Below are 18,781 nucleotides of genomic sequence, written 5' to 3'. Positions count from 1 at the left end.
GGTCGGCCCGGTGGGTGCCCGGCCGGCTCAGCCGGTGTCGGGCCGGCTGGTGATGCCGATCAGCAGGGGGCCGGTGGGGGAGGCGACGAGTTCTTCCACGGTGAGCGGGTCGAGGGAGGCGTAGAAGGCGTCCTCGGCCTGGCGCAGGGCGACGCGCAGGCGGCAGGCCGAGCGCAGGGGGCAGGGGGTGGTGCCCTCGCAGTCCACGACATCACCCGGGCCCTCCAGCTCCCGGACGAGCCCGCCGATCGAGGCGGACCGGCCCGCCTCGGTGAGGCCGATGCCTCCGCCGCGACCCCGACGTGCCTCGATCAGGCCGAGGTGCTGGAGCCGGGCGACGACCTTCGCGGTGTGGGTGTACGGCACCTGCATCGTCGCCGCCACCTCTCGGGTGGTCGGCGGGTCCTCGCCCTTCACGACGGCGAGGCGCATCAGCACGCGCAGCGCCACGTCGGTGAATCTCGTCAGCCGCATGACCGCCACGGTAGATAAGTTGCATCCTGGATGCAACTTAAGGCGCCTCGTTCGGCGTAGTGCCCAGTCCGATGCCGGGATAATCACACTCTTTTGTGTAATGGCGGTGCGACTCTGCGTGCTGAAAGGCTTCTTCGCGCAGGCCAGTCGGAAATTTCGAGAGGACCACAGATGTCCGTGGGTGAAGAGGTTCAGAACGCGTCGCTGCCGCCGCAGCAGAGTCTGGGAACGGCGGCGGCGCGGAACCTCGCGACAACCACCAAGTCCGCACCGCAGATGCAGGAGATCACCTCGCGGTGGCTGCTGAAGATGCTGCCGTGGGTGCAGGTGCAGGGCGGTACGTACCGGGTGAACCGGAGGCTGAGCTACTCGGTCGGGGACGGCCGCGTCACCTTCGTGCAGACCGGTGACCGGGTGGCGGTCATTCCCGCCGAACTCGGGGAGCTGCCCGCCCTCCGTGACTTCGGCGACGAGGAGGTGCTCGGCGAACTGGCCCGGCGGTGCGAGCAGCAGGAGATCGCCGCGGGCCAGGTACTGGCCAGCGCCGGGGAAGCGGCGGACCGCGTCTACCTCCTGGCGCACGGCAAGGTGCAGAAGGTCGGCACCGGCAAGTACGGCGACGAGACGGTGCTCGGCGTCCACGCCGACGGCGCCTACTTCGGCGACCAGTCCCTGGTGGACGGCAACGCCACCTGGGACTACACGGCCCGCGCCCTCACCGCCTGCACCGTGCTGACGCTGAGCCGGGCGGATCTGCTGAACCTCGCCGAGCGCGCGGATTCGCTCCGCGGGCATCTCGCCGGTCTGCTCGACCTCCCGCAGCAGCGGACCAACAAGTACGGCGAGGCGGAGATCGATCTCGCGGCGGGCCATGTCGGCGAGGCCGTCGTCCCGCACACGTATGTCGACTACGAGGCCGCACCGCGCGAGTACGAACTGAGCGTCGCGCAGACCGTCCTGAAGGTCCACAGCCGGGTCGCCGACCTCTACAACCAGCCCATGAACCAGACCGAGCAGCAGTTGCGGCTGACGGTCGAGGCGCTGCGCGAGCGCCAGGAACACGAGCTGATCAACCACCGCGAGTTCGGCCTGCTGAACAACTGCGACTACGGGCAGCGCCTCCAGCCGCACGACGGCGTGCCCAGCCCCGACGACATGGACGAACTGCTTTCGCGCCGCCGCGGCTCGAAGCTCTTCCTCGCGCACCCGCGGGCCATCGCGGCGTTCGGGCGCGAATGCAACAAGCGCGGTCTGGTGCCGGAGAGCGTGGACGTCGGCGGGCACCATGTGCCGGCCTGGCGGGGCGTGCCGATCTTCCCGTGCAACAAGATCCCGGTCACCGAGGCCCGGACCACGTCGATCATCTGCATGAGGACGGGCGAGGCCGAGCAGGGCGTCATCGGTCTCCAGCAGACCGGCATCCCCGACGAGATCGAGCCCAGTCTGTCGGTCCGCTTCATGGGCATCGACGAACAGGCCATCATCTCCTACCTGGTGACTGCCTACTACTCCGCGGCCATCCTCGTCCCGGACGCCCTCGGCGTCCTGGAGAACGTCGAGGTAAGCCGCTGGAGGTAGCCCCTCGGGGCCCGGACGACCGTGTCCGGGCCCCGGACGACACCCCTGGACGACACGACCGTGTCCGGGTCCCTGACGACACCCCCCGGACGGACACCCGGCCCGGGCGCATCCGCCCCGGGCGGATCCGGGCAGGGGCAGACCCGGCCGGGGGCGGGGATGCGGCGGCCTCGCCCGCGACGGGCGGTGGCGCCGCTGCGTCGCGCGCCTCGCTCCCGGTGTTGCGCACTCCGCGTCCGTAGTCGTGCCTCTTCGTGCCCGGGGTCATGAACCCCGCGCCCGACGTCGCGCACCTCTGCCCCGACGGTGTCGTCGGTCCCCGACAGTCCTTCCCCGAGCTCCCGGTCCCAGCCGGGCGGGGGAGGCCCCGTTCGATCCTTTTCCCCCGCCTTGGACTCGAAGGCACCAGACACAGCTCCTTGCCCACTGCCCGTCGTGGGCGAGGCCGTAAGGACGCCCCAGTGAAGATCCACCACGCACCCCAGCCACCCACCCCCCGAGTCCCCGGCGGCGCCCGTCCGGCTGTCCCGGCGAGGCCGGTTCGGGACTCCGCGACACCGTGTCAGGAATCCGGGACTCCGGTTCGGGAGGTCGTGACGCCGGGCCAGGAACCCGCGACTCCGGTTCGGGAGGTCGTGACGCCGGGCCAGGAGGGCGCGGCCCCCGGTCAGGAGGCCCTGGCCCTCCTGGAACAGACCCGGATCCTCGTCGACCCCCAACTGCGCGCGGCCGTGGATTCGTTGCCCGGGTCCATCCGCCGCGTCGCGCGGTACCACTTCGGCTGGCAGCAACCGGACGGCACTCCCTCCACGGGACGGGCGGGCAAGGCGATCAGGCCCGCGCTCGTCCTCGCCGCCGCCCGGGCGCTGGGCGGCGATCCACGACAGGCGGTGCGGGCGGCCGTCGCCGTCGAACTGGCCCACAACTTCACGTTGCTGCACGACGACGTCATCGACGAGGACCGCACCCGTCGGCACCGGCCCACGGCCTGGGCGGTGTTCGGCGTCCCGGACGCGATCGTCGCGGGCGACGCCATGCTCGCCCTGTCCCAGCGACTCCTCTCGGAGGACACCGGCCCGACCGGGGCCCGCGCCTCGGCCAGGCTCTCGAACTGCGTCATCGAACTCTGCGCGGGCCAGCAGGCCGACTGCGCCTTCGAGGACCGAGGGCCGGAGGACGTCTCCCTCGACGAGTGCCTGGCCATGGCCACGGCCAAGACCGGCGCCCTGCTCGGCTGTGCCTGCGCGCTGGGAGCGCTGTACGCCGGTGCCGGGGAGCGGGCCGTCGGCGCGATGGACGGGTTCGGCCGGGAGGCGGGCCTCGCCTTCCAGCTGATCGATGATCTGATCGGCATCTGGGGAGATCCGGAACGGACCGGGAAGCCCGTCGGGGCGGATCTCGCCGCCCACAAGAAGTCCCTGCCCGTGGTCGCGGCACTGTCGTCCGGCACGCCCGCCGCCGCTGAACTCGCCGCGCTCTACCGGGGTTCCATGAGCACCTCCGACGAGGTGCGTCGTGCGGCCGATGCCGTCGACCGGGCCGGTGGCCGGGACTGGGCCCAGATGGGCGCGGCGGACCGGATGGCCCGCGCGGTTCACCACCTCGCCCGGGCGGTCCCCGACCTGGCCCGGGCCGGCGACCTCCTGACCCTTGCGGAGTTCGTCACCCGCCGCACGCACTGAGCCGTCCGCACCGAGCCGTCCGGCACTGAGTCACACGCACCGAGCCGTCCGGCGGTGAGCCGTCCGTACGGGAGTGGCAGCCGGAGCCCGTGGCCGTCACGGGGTCCGCGGGGTGAAGCGGAGGGCGGCAGGGCGACTGTCATGGGCACGGGCTACAGTCCGTGCCCATGACAGATGAGTCATGGGCGGGGTGGTACCGGGACCGGCAGGGTTCCGACGCAATCGTCCTCACCACCGACGGACAGCAACTCCGCCTCCGGGCCCGGGGCGTCGACTTCGAGGGCGAGAGCTTCGACGGCCTCGCGCCGGTGGCCGGCACCCCGCCGCCCGGCGACCTGTTCTCCCTGGTCGACGGGGCGCTGGGCGACTGCGTCCTGGAGTGGGACCTCCCGCTCCCGGTCCTCTGGGACGACTCCGTTCAGCAGGCCACGCTCAGCTGTCTGTTGTCGCTGCGCCGCCCCGATCCGTATCTCCACCTGGAGTTGCAGTTCGGCGGCGCGGCGTACGGATCCCACCGGGCCGAGAACGACTTCGCGACCGCCCTCGCCACGATTCAGCGCTCCCTGCCGCCGGGCGTACGCCTCCAGACGTGTATCGCCTGCGCCTTCTCGGACTACTTCCCGACCTCCGGCCGCGGCCTCTCCGGCGGCCTCGCGTGCTTCCGGGGCGCCAAGGACGCCTACCGGGGGGTCGCCGACGAGGGGGACGTCCGTGAGCTGTGGGACCGGCGGACGGGGTTCGTCCAGGAGATCTGGAGCTGCCGGGAGTACGAGCCCCGCCCGGATCGGGGAGCGGGCACCGGGCACCGGGGCGCGTTCCCGCTGGAACTGGCCTGAGAGCGCAGCGGGTGGCCTTCGACCGGAAAGCGGACGGGGCACGGTACGCACGCTTCCGGGGCGCCGGGAGGGCCCGGCGGCGGAGCTGCCCGGTCGTCCCGGCAGCGCCGGAAGCGTGCGTGCCAGGACGTGGCCGCCCGGTCGGAGGTCACCCGGCAGGCTCGGAGCGTCCGGCGCGTCCGAGAGGTGCGAAGGGGCTCCGTGCCGGAGTGCTTCCGGCGCCGACGATCCCGCCGGGGCCACGGGCGGGCTACGTGGTGCCGGTCCGTCCTATCTCCATCGGGAGAGAGTGCCCTGCGACGGCGGAATCTGCCTTTCCTGGCGCCGCGAGGAAAGAAGGCAAACAAATCAGCGTGATGGCGATAATGCGTCTGGCATATGCCATGATGTTGCGCCTGTTGGTGCTCACGTGCGACTGCTCCATGGTTTTTCGAAAGGTTCTTTGAACTAGTGCCGGAGCATACCGCTTCATGATCCCTAGGGCTCACCAATAGGTCGTGGGCGGTAAATCGCTCCACGCCACTTCATGCCGTACCGGTCGGTTTCCCGTGCCCGGTCGAATTACCCGCGCAGTGCGGAGAGTTCGTATTGCGCCTGAGTGGCTTCGTCCGTCGCCCCGATTCGGTCGGCGAGATCGACGGCCTCCTCCAGATGCCCGATCGCCGCACCGGTGCGACCGAGCCGGCGCTCGGTCGCACCGAGTCGGCAGAGGGCCTGAAGGCGGTCATGCGCTGCGCCTATGCCCGTGGCAACGTCGAGTGCGCGCTCGTGGTGCGCGACCGCCCGGTCGTCGTCACCGGCCGCCTCGAACGCGAGGCCCATGTGGTGCAAGGTGATCGACGTATTTCTGCGGTCGCCGAGGCGATGCAAAGTCAGCAGGGCGTCACGGTAGAGGCTCAGCGCCTCGTTCAATTCCTCGGGAATTTTCATGGTGTTCGCCAGATTTACCTGGCTGGTCGCCCGCGTCAATGGATTGGCTGCCGCGTGCGGACTCCCGAGGATTTTATTGAGGAGGCGGCGCGAGGATTCCTGGTCCCCGGTGATCGAATGGAGGTCGGCGATATTGTTGAGGGCCTTCAGTTCCTCCTGGATCTCTCCGGTCCGGCGAAATCCGCTGAGTGCGGAGGCGAAACACCCCATCGCTTCGGCGTAATTCTTCAGGTAGAGATGGGTGATTCCCAGGTTGTTGCGGCTCTTCGAGAGCTGGAGGTCGCCCCCGGTCCTCAGCCTTCGTTCCAGCGCTTGGGTCTGGAGGGACAGGGCCTCCTGGTGATTGCCGAGATTCCAGTGGATGACGCCCAGGAGATGCCGGGTCTCCGCCTCCGCCTCCGGGTCGTCGAGGGTGCCGGCGAGCTCCAGGGCCGAGTGGCCGGCGTCGAGCGAGTGCTCGTACCGGCTGGAACGCGCGAGTGCCGTACCGAGGTCCGTCAGGGCGCGCACCGCCGCCCGCCTGTCTCCCGCTTCGAGCCAGTACCGGGCGGCGGGTTCGTGCATGCGCCGAGCTGCCCCCCAGTAGCCGGCCTCGTCGAGGAAGCGCGCCAGAGCGCGGGCGAGCCGGGCCGCCCGGTGGGCGTGTCCCTGGGTGCGGGCGTACTGCTCCGCGGAGAGCAGGGCGGTGAGTTCCTGGGTCAGCCAGCCCGTCGCGGCGGCCGCGTCGGGCCATTCCGGGAGGAGGAACGTGGGTGCGGGCGGCGTTTTCCTCAGCGAGTGGTCGGGATAGATCATCACATCGGCGTGCTCGGCCGCCTGCACGTAGAAATCGATAAGCCTCTCCACGGCGAGGCGGTGATCTTCTTCCTGTTTCCCGGTGGAGGCGAGGGTCCGCGCGAACTCGCCGATCAGATCGTGGAACCGGTATCGGTCCGGCGCGGGTTCCTGGATGAGATGGGCGTCCAGCAGCGACTCCAGGACGCGTTCCACGGAATCGAGCGGCAAGGAGGTGAGGGCCGAGGCCGCATGGAGATCGAAGTCCTGGCCAAGATATCGACTGAGCATTCGAAACGACGTGCGCTGATCGGGGGTCAGAGTTGCATAGGACATTTCGAACACCCCGGCGATCTCGCGATATCCGTCTCTTATTTCGTCGAGTCGGCCGTGTGTGCGCGAGAGTTTTTTGATCAAGTGGGACGTGGTCCAGGACGGGCGGGACACCAGGCGTCCTGCGGCGATCTCCACCGCGAGCGGCAGGTAACCGCACAGGTGAACGATTCTTGCGACGTCGGCCGCGTCCGGTGTGCGCTCCTCGCCGGCGAACCGACGGAACAGTCGGCTCGCGTCGTCCTCGGGCAGTACGTCCAGGACGAGTGACCGGACGCCGGGCAGCCCCGTCAGCCGGTGGCGGCTGGTGATGATGATCAGCGAGGCGGAGGGGCCGGGAAGCAGCGGGCGGACCTGATCCGCGTCGACGGCGTCGTCGAGAACGATCACCGCGCGCCGGGTGCTGAGCAGGGTGCGCCACTGCGAGACGAGTCCGCCGAGGTCGTCGGGGAGTTCGCCGGCGGAGACGCCGAAGGCCCGCAGCAGGGTGGTCAGGGCCGATTCGGGCGACAGCGGACGCCGCCCCTGGGAGTGTGCGCCGAGATCGATGTGGATCTGCCCGTCCGGGTACTGGGCGGCGAGTCGTCGAGCCGCGTGGAGGGCGATGTGGGTCTTGCCGACCCCGCCCATCCCGGTGATCGTCTGTAACGCGATCACGGTGCCGGTTGTCGGGGAGGCTTCCAGGACGCGCATCTCCTTCTCCCGGCCCACCAGGTCTCCGTGGCTGGGAAGTGTGACCGGTACCACCCGGGCGGCCTCGGGCCGGCCCAGCAGCGCCGAGAGCGGGGCCCGGTCCAGAATGCGCTGGTAGAGCCTGGTCAGGGCCTCGCCGGGGTCCGAGCCGAGTTGCTCACTCAGCCGACGGCGGATGATGTCGTACGTGCGGAGCGCGTCGGCGAGTCTGCCGCAGCCGTAGGTCGCGACCATGAGCTGCTGCGCGACCGTCTCGTCCGTCGGGTGCTGCTCGAAGAGCGTGGACAGGTCCGGGACGAGTTCCGCGTAGTGCCCCATCCGGAGTTCGATCCCCGCGCGGGCCAGGGTGGCGGCGAGGTGCTTCTCCCTCAGGTTGGCGCGGACGCTCTCCGCCCAGAGGCCGGACAGCCCGGTGAGCGGATCGCCCCGCCACAGCCGTTCGGCCCGGTGGAACAGGGCGAGCGCGCCGGTGTCGTCGCCGTTGTCGGACAGCGCACGGGCCTCGGCGCAGAGCCGCTGGAAGCGGTGGCTGTCCACCCGTTCGGGGTCGATGGCGAGGGTGTAGCTGTGGGCCTGCTGGACCAGGAGGTCCGGGCCGTCGTCCTCGGGTCCGCGCAGACGCTGCCGGATCCGGGTGGCGTACGCGTGCAGGCTGGCCCGGGGCTTTCCCGGCGGGTTGTCGTCCCACAGACGGTGGATCAGGGTGTCGACGGAGATCGGGCGCCCCGCGTCGACGGCGAGTGCGGCGGCCATCGTCCTCGCCTTGGGCGTGCCGAGGGCTTCGCCGTGCCCGTTCACCCTCAATTCGACTGGTCCGAGCAGCGCGATCTCGAATTCCACCAGCGCCCCAATCGCCAGTCGGCTTCATCGGTCCCCGGCATCCGAACGCACGTCGGCAGCCGAAGTGATTCAGTGCACGCCCGAGGATGGCATGGCGCTGGCATCGTTTAAAAGATGGCGCTCTTTGGTCAATGAATACGATCAAGCGATCGTTTTGGAGTAGGGGCAGGTCGAGGTGAGGGCGACAGCGGAGGCAGATCTTGCCCTGTCCGGCTAAACACGAGACCGGCACCGCTCCTGATCCGAGAGGGAAGACGCTGGGTGCGAACCGATTTGTGGCCATCGAACGGTGGAGCGGAGGGGCGCTGAACTCGGCCTGCGCTCGGCGACACGGCGGCCGAGCGCGGCGACCTCCCGGCGGCCAGGGACTGGTACGACCGGTCCCTGGCCCGTTACGAACCGGTCAGCGAGGTGGACGTGCGGCGTCTGGCGGAGCGACTGCGCCTGCTCGGCGGCCGTCGCGAGGGGTGACGCCGGGCGACGGCGCGAGAGACGCGACGAGCCGGGCCACGACCTCGTGCAGGCCGGGCACGGACCCGGGCGGCCACGTCCCCAGCGCCGCCCGGCGGCCGAGGGTGACAGGAACGGAGGCGGAGGCGGTCACGGAGGCGGAGGCGGGTACGGGGTCGGGGCCGGGAGTGGAGTCGGAGACGGAAGCGGTGACGGGGCCGGGAGGGGAGTCGGGGCCGGGAAGGGAAACGGAACCGGGAGCGGAGACGGAAGCGGTGAGGCAGCAGCCGTCGTCGCGCCGGATCACGGCCAGTAGGCATCCGGGGTAGTGCCTGAGCGCCCACAGGGCGAGAGCCCTGGCCTCGGCCCCGGGACGCGGGCGGCTGCCGTACAGGACATCGGCGCACTGACGCCACGCCTCGTCGGCAGGGCTGTCGAGGTCGACGCCCACCGCTCCGTCCGCGGCCACGATGCCCGTGACGTCCGCGGCCACGACGCCGGTCACGGCTGCGGGCCCCCGCCGGGCGTCGTTCCGGCAGCGCCGGGTCACGCCGTCGCCTCCGACTCGTCGGCCCCGGCCCGCTGTCGCAGCGGCGTGGGCAGTGGCAGCGGTGCGGTCGCCGGGGCGTGGGCAGGCTCGCCGAGCCCCAGCATGCGGTACAGCAGCCGTCGCATCCGTCGGTCGAACCGGCCGGGCTCGGAGGAGATCCGTGCCGCGACGCGCCGGTGCTCCTGCGCCGCGTACTCGGCCGCGGCGTAGGCGAGTTGCTCCGTGAGCGGGTGGGTGGGCGAGAGCGCCGGGGCGATCCGGGCCAGTTCGGCCCCCGGCGACATCGGATTGACATCGGCCTCGGGGAAGCGCGCCAGGATGATCGGCAGTCCGGCCAGCGTGGCGTACAGGGTGACGGAGCCGTGGTCGCCGATGAGGAAGTCCGCCGCGATCAGGGTGGAACGCCAGTCCTCCTCCGGCGGGACGACCGTCATTCCGCGCCGCCGGAACGCGTCGAGCCAGGCCAGCACCTGCCAACGGCCGTGGCCCGACCAGACGTTGGGGTGCACCAGCAGCGCGATGCGGAACTCGTCCGCGGGCAGTTCGGCCAGCAGCCTCGGCAGCAGTGCCTCCAGCCGGTTGAAGGACGAGCCCAGCCCCCAGGTCGAGGAGACCAGGACCAGTTTCTGGCCGGGGCGCAGTCCCAGAGCCGCGCGGTAGCGCTCGCGCGACGGCAGGCCCGCCGTGATCCGGTCGTGGCTCGCGTCGCCGACCACCTCCGCGATCGGCAGAGCCTGGGGGCACCACCGCTCCAGCGCGACGAGATCCTCGTGGTGGGCCAGGGCGAAGGCCCTCGGGACCACCTTCCCGTCCCACATCAGATACGAGGCCCCCAGCCCGCCGACGGTACGGGGCGCGTCCTGGGGGCCGTCCGCCGGACGGGACAGCTTCATGTGGCCGATGCCGTGCGGCATGCGGAGCAAGGGGGCGCGGAGCTGTTCCACGCCCTGGGAACCGGCGGCCACCGCCAGGTCGAACGGTGTGCGCACCGCTTCCTCCCAGGGGACGACGGTGGCCCCGAGGTCGGGGAGCGAGTGGGCCGCGCCGTTGTTGAACGCGTGCGGCGCGATGGTGAAGGAGACCTGGACGCGAAGGTCCCCGGCCAGCAACGGCAGCAGGTCGCGCAGTCGTTGGCCGTAGACCTCGGTGTGCACGACCATCAGGACCTTCCTGCATCCGGGCAGGGTCAGCCACTGGTCGCGGTTGCGCCGGACCGGCGCGGTGGGTTCCGTTCGGGCGGGCCGCAAGGGCACCGCCGGGGCGGGTACCGGTACCGGCGGAGCCGCCGGTACCGGAACGGACGCGGGCACGGTCGTGAGGCCCGAGGGCCTTTCCGCAGCAGACATCGAATCCCCCGTTTTCGCTTCGGACAGTTCCACCTCCCAGCGTTGCCCGGTGCCGTGGCGCGAAGGCTTGCCCGGCGCTTGCCAAAACCTTGCCGTCCCAGGATTGTTCTACTAGCATGCGAACAATGGAGGTTTTCATGAAGCGTAAGAAACTGGGTGACGTGATCGTCGTGGCGCTGCCGTTCCTGCTCGCGCTCGTGGTCGACCTGGTGCTGTTCGTGGCCTTCCGCGACCGGCTTCCCGGGCGGATGGCCGAGCACTTCGGCATCGACGGCCGGGCGGACGGGTACATGGGGCAGGCCTGGCACGCGGTGCTCGGCAGCCTGCTGTTCGCCGTGACGGGGGTGCTGTGGACCGGCATGGTCGTGAAGGGGAGGTTCTACGGGCGGGCCCACCGACTGCTGGTCGCCGCCGGATACGCCTTCGCCGGATTCATGGGATGGCTGCTGGCCGCCGTGCTGTTCGCCAACGTGGACGCCGTCGAGGACGCGGCGGGCCGGGCGCAGGGTGTGTCGCTTCCGCTGTGGCAGATCGCCGCGGCCCTGGCGGCTGCCGCGGTCGCCTTCGGACTCGGTACGGCGCTGGCCGCGCTCACCCCCGTACCCGCGCCGCCCGCCGGAGCCGTGCCCGTCGGGGACGGTGCCCGGATCGCGCTCGCCGAGGGGGAGGTCGCCGGATGGGCCCGTGGCACGGGGGGCTGGTGGATGCCGCTGCTCGCGCTCGGGCTCGTGGCCGTCGGGGTGGTGCTGCTGCTCGCCTCGGGCTGGGCGGCCGGGATTCCGCCGCTGGTCCTCGGTGTCCTGCTGACCGTCTTCGCCCGTCCCCATGTGGTGGTCGACCGCCGAGGCATCACCATCTCGGGGCTACTGCCCTGGCCACGCCTCAGAGTCCCGCTCGACCGGATCGAGACCGCGACCAGCCGCGACATCAAGCCCCTCGCCGAGTACGGCGGATGGGGATACCGCGTCCGCCCGGGGCGGAGCGGCCTGATGATCCGTTCCGGTGAAGGCATCGTCGCCACCCTGGTCGGCGGCCGGGACTTCGCGGTGACCGTGGACGACTCGGCGACCGGGGCCGCGCTCCTCAACACCCTGATCGACCAGCGACGGGCGGAGCGCTGACCATGCTCTTCCGGGTCGACCCCACGTCCACCGTGCCGCTCGGCGACCAGATCGCCGCCTCCGTCCGCCGCGCCGTCGCCGACGGCACGGTGTCCACGGGCGAGCGACTGCCCGCCGCACGGGTGCTCGCCGAATCCCTCGGGGTGAACGTCCACACCGTGCTGCGCGGTTACCAGCAGCTCCGTGAGGAGGGGCTGATCGAACTCCGCCGCGGGCGCGGCGCGGTCGTCACCGGCGGCGCGTCGCCGCACCGCGCCCGCCTGCTGGAGCGCGTCCGCGAAGTGGCCGCGGACGCACGCGAGCTGGGGATGGCGGAGGACGAACTGCTGGCCCTGGTCCGTGCCGCGCTCGGCGCCCGGTAGACCCTCGCCCCGCGCCTGTGGCGGACCGTGCCGCGCGAGACGGATCCGGTGCCGACGCGCATGGGGCCGCCCCGTCCTACGAGGCGGCCCCACATGTCGCCGGAAGACCCGTCGTCAGGAGGCGTTGGCCGCGAGCGCGGCCGCGAAGCCGTACTGCCACAGGTAGTTCACCTGGCTGCGCTCGTTCGAGTCGGGGTACGGGTTGGTGCAGGACGGGCCGGGGCCACCACCGGACATCAGCTCGCTGCACGGACCGGAGTAGTGGTCCGGAAGGCCGAGCACGTGGCCGGTCTCGTGCGTGGTGACCCGCGTCGAGTCGTACTGCTGGTTCTGCGAGTAGTCGAGGAGGATGTACCCGTTGCCGTGCCCGTCGGTGCTCGCGTACGAACCGCGCGGGTCATTGCCCTCGTAGTACGTGAAGTCGGCGTTCGAGCCCTCCTGGAGCCGGACGTTGGACACCGAACTGTTCCAGATCTGCGCGCTGTTGGATATCTGCGTCCGGAAGCTCGGCGCGTTCGCCGTGCTGTAGACGATGGTGACCGCCTGGGCGCCGGGGTGCGCACCCCGCTTCTTCGCGACGGACTTGGCGACCGCCTCGAAGAACGCCTTGTTGGCGGCGGCGTCCTCGTGGGCACCGGCCTTGGCGGCGTAGCCGACGTGGGCCGCCGGTGCCGACGCGGGCGGTGCGGCGGGGGCGGGGGAGGCGGCGATGGCGGGTGCGGTGCCCAGCGCGGCCGCGAGTCCGAAGCCGAGGCCGATCACGGCCGACATGACGGTCCTGGGGTGTTTCATGGGGGGTCTCCTGCCGATTACCGGTCCGATGAACCCGTCCGACGAACCGTCCGATGACCGGACGTGGACGGGGGCGGTACGGGGAGAGTGTCGGGGAGACGAAAGCCCCGGCGGATGATGTCAACCGGCGATAGGACCGACCTATCACCACCGCCGGTACGGGCCCCGGGCGTTCTGCGACGTCGCGGGCCGCGCATCGGGACCGGCTCCGCGCGGTGGGGCGGTGGGGCGGAGGCGTGGTGGGGCGTTCCGGATGACGGGCGCCCCGGGCAAGGTCCCGGAAAGCCCGTCGGCCGGCGGGCTGTCGGCATCCCCGGCACCGGGCGGATCCGGTCGGGCCGGGAATACTCGCCGCGGCGGCCGACCGCTCCGACCGTTCCACAGCCTCTGCCGAAGGGCGGAGTCCCGGATCGGTCCTGAGGCCCATCTCCGCTCGACCGACGCGGTCGATACTGGACGGTGTGCCCCTCATCAGCCACTTCCGTCGTCGCGTCCGTCCCGGACGGGAGGCCCCGGCGCGCCCCTCGGGACGTGGCCGGGCCGTCGGGGAGACGGCCGGTGCGGCGGTTGCCGCGCTGTGTCTGTGGGCGGTCGCACTGCGGCTGTGGAACCTGCCGCACGCCGGGGCCCACCTCTTCGTGATCCCGGTCGCCGTCGCGCTCTTCCCGCTGCGTCGGCGTTGGCCGGACGCCACGCTCCTGGTCCTCGCCGTCCTGGCCGGGGCGGCACCCGCCGTGGGCCCGGTGACGGCGGGTGCCGCGTACACGGTGACGATCGACACGGCCGGTCCGCGCCGGCGTGTCCGGCTGCTGGGTGGCGCGAGTCTGCTGATCATGGCGTCCGCGACCGCGGCCGGCCCCTCGACCGGCCCCGGTTCGGCCGTCTACGGTCTGGAGCTCGGGCTGGCCCTGGCGGTTTCCGCCGTGGTCGTGCCCGGCCTGGCCGGGACGGTGTCGGGGCAGCAGACCCGGCTGTTGCGGGCGCTGCGGGAACGCGGGGACGCGGCCGAGCGGGCCCGCCGGTCCGCGGACAACGAGGCCCGCACCCACGAACGTTCCCGGATCGCCGCCGAGATGCACGACCTGGTGGGCCACCGGCTCAGTCTCATCTCCCTGCACGCCGGCGGCCTGGAGCTCGCCCTCGACGAGGCGGCCCCCGAACTGCGCGAGGAGGCGGTCCTGGTGCGGCGCACCACCCGGGACGCGATGCGCGAACTGCGGCAGGCGCTCGGGGTGCTCGGCCCGCTCGGCCGGGACACCGGGCCGGACGTGCTCACCGACGCCACCGGCACGCGCGCCGACGTCGAGGCGCTGGTCGCGGGATCCCGTGACGGCGGCATCGCCGTACGGCTGGAATGGAGCGGGCCCGACCTCGGCGTACGCCCGGCGCAGGTGCGGCGCGCGGTGCACCGGGTGGTGCGGGAGTCCCTGACGAACGTGCACCGGTACGCGGCGGCGTCCCAGGTCACCGTGCGGGTGGAGCACGACGACCGGACGGTACGTGTCACGGTCCGCAACGGTGCGTCGGCCGCCGTGGCGGGCACACCGTCCGGGGCCGGGACGGGGCGGGGCCTGCCGGGCCTGTGCGAACGGGTCGAGCTGCTCGGCGGCACCTTCGAGACCGGTGTGCCGACGTCCGGCGGGTTCCGGGTGGCCGCGACCGTCCCCGCGGAACCGGACGACACCGTCGCGAGGAGACCGGCCGCGGGCGACGTGGCGGCCTCCGCGCCGGACGGACCCGACGGCCCTGCCGCGGCGCTGCCGCGCGGCCCGGGAACCGCCGGGGCGCTGGCGTTCGGCCTCGGGGCGGTGGCCCTGTGGGGGGTGATGGCACTCGCGATCGGCGTGGCCTACAGCCAGCCTCGGCACACGGCCCCGCCTCCACAGCCGCGCCCGGGCATGACGTACCAGGAGCTGAAAGGGGTTTTCGACAGCCCGGCCGTGCGCGCGGCGGCCACCGGACGCGAGCCCCCGCGGCCCGTCGGCGCGGTGGGCTGCGTCTATCCTTCCGCCGGCTCGGGCACCCGGACCGGCGTATTCACCATCACCCGCTACTGCTTCGACGCCGCACGACGGCTCATCGCCATCGACCGCTTCCCCGTCCCGTCCGTGCGGGACGTCCCGCCCTGGAAGTCTCACTGATGAAGTCGAGCCGCTTGTTTGCGTGACGGGCGGGGCGGATCAGGCCCTTCCCTCCCGGGCCACCTCACAACTTACGGAGACCCCATGACCGAGTCCGCCGCGCCGATCCGTGTCCTGCTCGCCGACGACGAGGCGATGATCCGGTACGGGGTGCGACTGATCCTTCGGCACGCGCAGGGCATCGACGTGGTCGCCGAAGCCGCGAACGGACACGCGGCGGTCGAGGAGGCCGCGGCGCACCGCCCGGACGTGGCGCTGGTGGACATCCGGATGCCGGTGTGCGACGGGCTGGCCGCGATCGCGCCGCTGCTCGCCCTGGATCCCGCGCCGCGTGTGGTGATGCTGACGACCTTCGGCGACGACGACAACGTCATGCGGGCGCTGCGGGAAGGTGCCACCGGGTTCCTGCTGAAGGACGAGGGCCCGCAGGAGTTGATCAGCGCGGTGCGGGCGGCCGCCGCCGGGGACGCCGTGCTCTCGCCGGGCGTTACCGGGACGGTGATCTCCCGGATGCTGCGTTCCGGCAGCCCGCGGGGCGAGGAGGACGCGCCCGGGGACGACCGGATCGCCCGGCTCACCGGCCGGGAACGGGAGGTCCTGGCGATGCTCGGCAAGGGGCTGTCGAATCAGGACATCGCCGAGGGGCTCGGCATCGGGATCGGCACGGTCAAGACCCACATGGGCGCCATCCTGGACAAGACCGGTTCGGCGAGTCGCGTGCAGGCCGCGTTGCTGGCCCACCGCACCGGCCTGGCCTCCTGAGGCGCGATCGTCGACCGGCCACCCCGCAGCCGGGGGAAGCCGGCCCTGCGGCGGGGAGGAGCCGCGGAAACCGGTCCTCCGACAGAGAACAGCCGAGGGGAGCCGGCCCTTCGACAGATACCCAATCGGGCCTCCAGCACGACGTTTCCGCGGCTCGGAGCGTGCTCGTGGTCCTGCTCCCCCTCGCCGTCGGCGTGATCGCGGCCGCCCTGCCCGCCCGGCGGGCAGCCCCGCTCGCCCCCCTGCGAGCCGTCACCGGCGTCCGAGCCGGCGAGCCGGGTCCTGGCAAAGCGAACCGGCTCCCCGACGCGGCGCGGTGACCGGCACGCGCGGTCCCGGTCACGGACATCGCTCCCCGTGAGGCGCCCCCCTCACCCCGGCGGGCGCCCCCCACTGCACCAGTCGCCGAAGATCAGGTCAACTACCGGTGAATTCAAGGGTATTGAACGGGTTCGGTCGTCTGGTGCGACTGCCGTCCGCCGCCCTACGCTCAAGGGCATGGAGCTTGAGGTGAGACACCTCAGGGCGCTGTGCGCCATCGCGGACGCGGGCAGCCTGCACCGAGCGGCCCGCAGACTGGGCGTGAGCCAGCCCTCCCTGACCACCCAGCTGCGCCGGATCGAGAACGCCCTCGGTGCCGAACTCTTCTGCCGGGAACGGACCGGCTGCCGGCCGACGTTGCTCGGCCACGCCGTCCTCAGCCGGGCCCGCCCCCTGGTCGACGGCATGACCGCCCTGGTGAGTGACGCGAGGGCGGAGGCCGACGCGGTGCGCGCCTCGGGCCCACGGCTGCGCATCGGCAGCACCGCGAGCCGTGTCATCGGCGGCTGGCTGCGCGGGCTGCGGCTCCGGCTGCCCGGCACGGACATCTCGCTGCGCGTGGACGTGTCGGCGGGCGCGCTGCTGCGCACGGTCGAGGCCGGCGGGCTCGACGTCGCGTTCGTGCACGAGGTCGAGGGCTGCCCGCTGGCCATCCCCGAGACGCTCACGCGGCGTGTGCTCGTGGACCGCGAACCGCAGTTCATCTCCATGGCCCGGGACCATCCGGCCGCCGCCCGGACCGTCGTCGACCTCGGTGACCTGGCCGCGGACCGTTGGATGGTCGACCCCACGGTGGACGGTGAGTGGGACGGGCTGCGCCGGGTGTTCGGCGAGGCCGGTCTCGCGCCGACCGTCCTGCACGGCGACTACCTCACCGCCGCCTCCCTGGTGGTGCTCGGCGAGGCGGTCGCTCCCTGCCAGCCCACGTCCGGACCCCGTGACGACATGGCGATACGCCCACTGCGCGACGACCCCCTCGCGGTACGGCTGCTGCTGGTGTCCCGGCCGGGCACGGACATGACGACGGTGTACGCGGAACTGGAGGCCGCCTACCGGGAGGCGGCCCGGCGGGCGGCCGGTTACCACCAGTGGCTGCTGCGCCACCGCAGCCCGCTCGCCCGCACCGCGTGATCGGCGCCGCCCCCGCGGGACGGGACCGTGCGGCGGCCGGGGCGGACAGCGCTGCCACGCCGCCCGCCACCGTTGCCCGGCACGACGTCCGGAACTGCGTCCGGGACCGCCGTCCGGGCGCGAGGGCGTGTGAAGGCGCCGGACACCGCTCCTCGCTTCACCGCCAATCGTGGGCGAGGTCGTTAGCGTGGGCCCATGGCCGAACTGCTGCTGCACCTCACCGAAGGCCCCCTGTGGGAGGCGGCCCGCGGGATCGGGACGTACGAGATGTCCACCCGCGGCCGAACTCTGCACGAAGAGGGCTTCATCCACTGCTCGTTGCCGCACCAGCTCGACGGAGTGGCCGAGATGCTGTACGGCCCCGGGAGCCGGGCCGGGACCAGTGACCAGGACCTGGTGGTCCTCGTGATCGACCCCGCCCGGCTTCCGGTACCCGTACGGTACGAACCCGCCGCACCCGGCGGCGAGGAGTTCCCGCACATCTACGGCCCGGTCCCGGTGGACGCGGTCGTCGAGGTGCGCTCCTGGACGGGCGAGGGAGGCGGACACGCATGACCCCCCAGGACCGCACCGATCCCACCGACCGCACCGACCGCACCGATCCGGCCGGTGCCACCGACCGTGCCGATGCCACCGGTCCCACCGACCGTGCCGATGCCAACGGTCCTGAAGCTTCAGGGGCCCCCGTCATCGCCGTCACGGGTGCGAGCGGTGCGGTCGGCGGACAGGTCGCCCGACGCCTGGTGCGGGCCGGAGTGCCCGTACGGCTCCTCGGCCGCGACCCGTCCCGGCTGCCCGAACTCCCCGGAGCCGTCGCGGCACCGCCCGCCCCCTACGGTGACGGCGAGGCAATGCGACGCGCCCTCGCGGGGGCGCACACCCTGTTCCTCGTCTCGGCGCACGAGAGCCCCGACCGGGTCCGCGAGCACACCACCGCCGTGGACGCGGCCGTGGCCGTGGGCGTCGAGCGGATCGTCTACGTCTCCTTCCTCGGCGCCGCGCCGGACGCCACGTTCACCTTCGCCCGCGACCACTGGCACACCGAGGCGCACATCCGGGTCGCCGACGTCCGCCACACCTTCCTGCGGGACAGCCTGTACCTCGCCGGGCTTCCCGCGATGACCGGCGCCGACGGCGTGCTGCGCGGCCCGGGCGGCGACGGCCGGGTGGCGGCGGTGGCGCACGAGGACATCGCCGACGCGGCGACCGCCGTACTGCTCGCCGACACCGAGCGGGACGCGACCCGCCACGACGGAATCGGCTACGACCTCACCGGCCCCGAGGCGTTCACCCTCGCCGAGGCAGCCGAGGAACTCGGCAGGGTCACCGGCCGGACCGTCACCTACGTCCCGGAGACCCGCGAGGAGGCGTACGCCTCACGGGCGCGGTACGGGGCCGAGGACTGGGAGGTCGCCGGCTGGGTGACGTCGTACGAGGCCATCGCCGTCGGCGAGATGGCCACGGTCTCGGACGCCGTACCGCGGCTCACCGGACACCCGGCGATGAGCCTGGCCACCTATCTGACGAAACACCCGGACAGCTACCGGCACCTGCTGCCGACCGCCTGACGGGCCGCAGTCCGGCCCGGCCCGATCCAGTCCGGCCCGATCCAGTCCGGGCCGGACCGGTTCGGCCGGGGCGGTGGAGAAACGACAGGAAGGGGTC

Annotated in this window: 15 protein-coding genes; 10 read left to right on the top strand and 5 right to left on the bottom strand. The window is 72.2% G+C overall.

Annotated elements, in window-relative coordinates:
- Nucleotides 1-27: 27 nt before the first annotated feature.
- Nucleotides 28-474, bottom strand: a complete 447-nt coding sequence (locus tag ACF1CT_RS02380) for an RrF2 family transcriptional regulator (protein WP_391781862.1) — start codon at nucleotides 472-474, stop codon at nucleotides 28-30.
- A gap of 171 nt (nucleotides 475-645) precedes the next feature.
- Between ACF1CT_RS02380 and ACF1CT_RS02375 the strand changes: the two genes are divergently transcribed.
- The 3 genes from ACF1CT_RS02375 to ACF1CT_RS02365 all read left to right on the top strand — a co-directional run bounded on the left by ACF1CT_RS02375 (nucleotide 646) and on the right by ACF1CT_RS02365 (nucleotide 4,570).
- Nucleotides 646-2,052: a family 2B encapsulin nanocompartment shell protein gene (locus tag ACF1CT_RS02375; protein ID WP_391781861.1), complete on the top strand. Its 1,407-nt coding sequence runs from the start codon at nucleotides 646-648 to the stop codon at nucleotides 2,050-2,052.
- 635 nt (nucleotides 2,053-2,687) lie between these two features.
- The gene (locus ACF1CT_RS02370) at nucleotides 2,688-3,734 is read left to right on the top strand and encodes a family 2 encapsulin nanocompartment cargo protein polyprenyl transferase (RefSeq protein ID WP_391781860.1); all 1,047 of its coding nucleotides are present in this window, start codon (nucleotides 2,688-2,690) and stop codon (nucleotides 3,732-3,734) included.
- 167 nt (nucleotides 3,735-3,901) lie between these two features.
- A complete protein-coding gene (locus ACF1CT_RS02365; RefSeq protein ID WP_391781859.1) occupies nucleotides 3,902-4,570 on the top strand; it encodes a DUF6304 family protein in 669 nt (222 codons plus the stop codon).
- A gap of 561 nt (nucleotides 4,571-5,131) precedes the next feature.
- Here the strand turns inward: ACF1CT_RS02365 and ACF1CT_RS02360 are convergent.
- From ACF1CT_RS02360 to ACF1CT_RS02350, 3 genes are all read right to left on the bottom strand, one after another.
- Nucleotides 5,132-8,140: a BTAD domain-containing putative transcriptional regulator gene (locus ACF1CT_RS02360; protein ID WP_391781858.1), complete on the bottom strand. Its 3,009-nt coding sequence runs from the start codon at nucleotides 8,138-8,140 to the stop codon at nucleotides 5,132-5,134.
- A gap of 403 nt (nucleotides 8,141-8,543) precedes the next feature.
- A complete protein-coding gene (locus ACF1CT_RS02355; RefSeq protein WP_391781857.1) occupies nucleotides 8,544-9,095 on the bottom strand; it encodes a hypothetical protein in 552 nt (183 codons plus the stop codon).
- A gap of 41 nt (nucleotides 9,096-9,136) precedes the next feature.
- Nucleotides 9,137-10,300, bottom strand: a complete 1,164-nt coding sequence (locus tag ACF1CT_RS02350) for a hypothetical protein (protein WP_391781856.1) — start codon at nucleotides 10,298-10,300, stop codon at nucleotides 9,137-9,139.
- 323 nt (nucleotides 10,301-10,623) lie between these two features.
- Between ACF1CT_RS02350 and ACF1CT_RS02345 the strand changes: the two genes are divergently transcribed.
- Both ACF1CT_RS02345 and ACF1CT_RS02340 read left to right on the top strand, forming a co-directional pair.
- A complete protein-coding gene (locus ACF1CT_RS02345; protein ID WP_391781855.1) occupies nucleotides 10,624-11,607 on the top strand; it encodes a DUF1648 domain-containing protein in 984 nt (327 codons plus the stop codon).
- A gap of 2 nt (nucleotides 11,608-11,609) precedes the next feature.
- The gene (locus ACF1CT_RS02340; protein WP_391781854.1) at nucleotides 11,610-11,969 is read left to right on the top strand and encodes a GntR family transcriptional regulator; all 360 of its coding nucleotides are present in this window, start codon (nucleotides 11,610-11,612) and stop codon (nucleotides 11,967-11,969) included.
- Between the two features lie 114 nt (nucleotides 11,970-12,083).
- On the opposite strand, the gene snpA is transcribed toward ACF1CT_RS02340, so the two are convergent.
- Entirely contained in the window at nucleotides 12,084-12,761 is a 678-nt protein-coding gene (gene snpA / locus ACF1CT_RS02335; protein ID WP_391781853.1) for a snapalysin, read from the bottom strand.
- A gap of 461 nt (nucleotides 12,762-13,222) precedes the next feature.
- On the opposite strand from snpA, the gene ACF1CT_RS02330 reads away from it, so the two are divergent.
- The 5 genes from ACF1CT_RS02330 (at nucleotide 13,223) to ACF1CT_RS02310 (ending at nucleotide 18,684) form a co-directional block, all read left to right on the top strand.
- Nucleotides 13,223-14,902, top strand: a complete 1,680-nt coding sequence (locus ACF1CT_RS02330) for a sensor histidine kinase (RefSeq protein WP_391781852.1) — start codon at nucleotides 13,223-13,225, stop codon at nucleotides 14,900-14,902.
- A gap of 84 nt (nucleotides 14,903-14,986) precedes the next feature.
- Nucleotides 14,987-15,664 carry a response regulator gene (locus ACF1CT_RS02325; protein ID WP_391781851.1) on the top strand — a complete coding sequence of 226 codons (678 nt, stop codon included), beginning with the start codon at nucleotides 14,987-14,989 and terminating at the stop codon, nucleotides 15,662-15,664.
- A 498-nt stretch (nucleotides 15,665-16,162) separates the two neighbouring features.
- Nucleotides 16,163-17,116 carry a LysR family transcriptional regulator gene (locus ACF1CT_RS02320; RefSeq protein WP_391781850.1) on the top strand — a complete coding sequence of 318 codons (954 nt, stop codon included), beginning with the start codon at nucleotides 16,163-16,165 and terminating at the stop codon, nucleotides 17,114-17,116.
- A 195-nt stretch (nucleotides 17,117-17,311) separates the two neighbouring features.
- On the top strand, nucleotides 17,312-17,671 hold the full coding sequence (locus ACF1CT_RS02315) for a DUF952 domain-containing protein (RefSeq protein WP_391781849.1): 360 nt from the start codon (nucleotides 17,312-17,314) through the stop codon (nucleotides 17,669-17,671).
- Nucleotides 17,668-18,684, top strand: coding sequence for an NAD(P)H-binding protein (locus tag ACF1CT_RS02310; protein ID WP_391781848.1), 1,017 nt, complete (start codon nucleotides 17,668-17,670; stop codon nucleotides 18,682-18,684). Before ACF1CT_RS02315 ends, ACF1CT_RS02310 begins: the two co-directional genes overlap by 4 nt.
- The last annotated feature ends 97 nt before the right edge of the window (nucleotides 18,685-18,781 follow it).

It is taken from the genome of Streptomyces sp. NPDC014734 (assembly GCF_043083325.1).
Lineage (GTDB): Bacteria > Actinomycetota > Actinomycetes > Streptomycetales > Streptomycetaceae > Streptomyces.
This window is presented reverse-complemented; position numbering and strand designations above follow the sequence as displayed.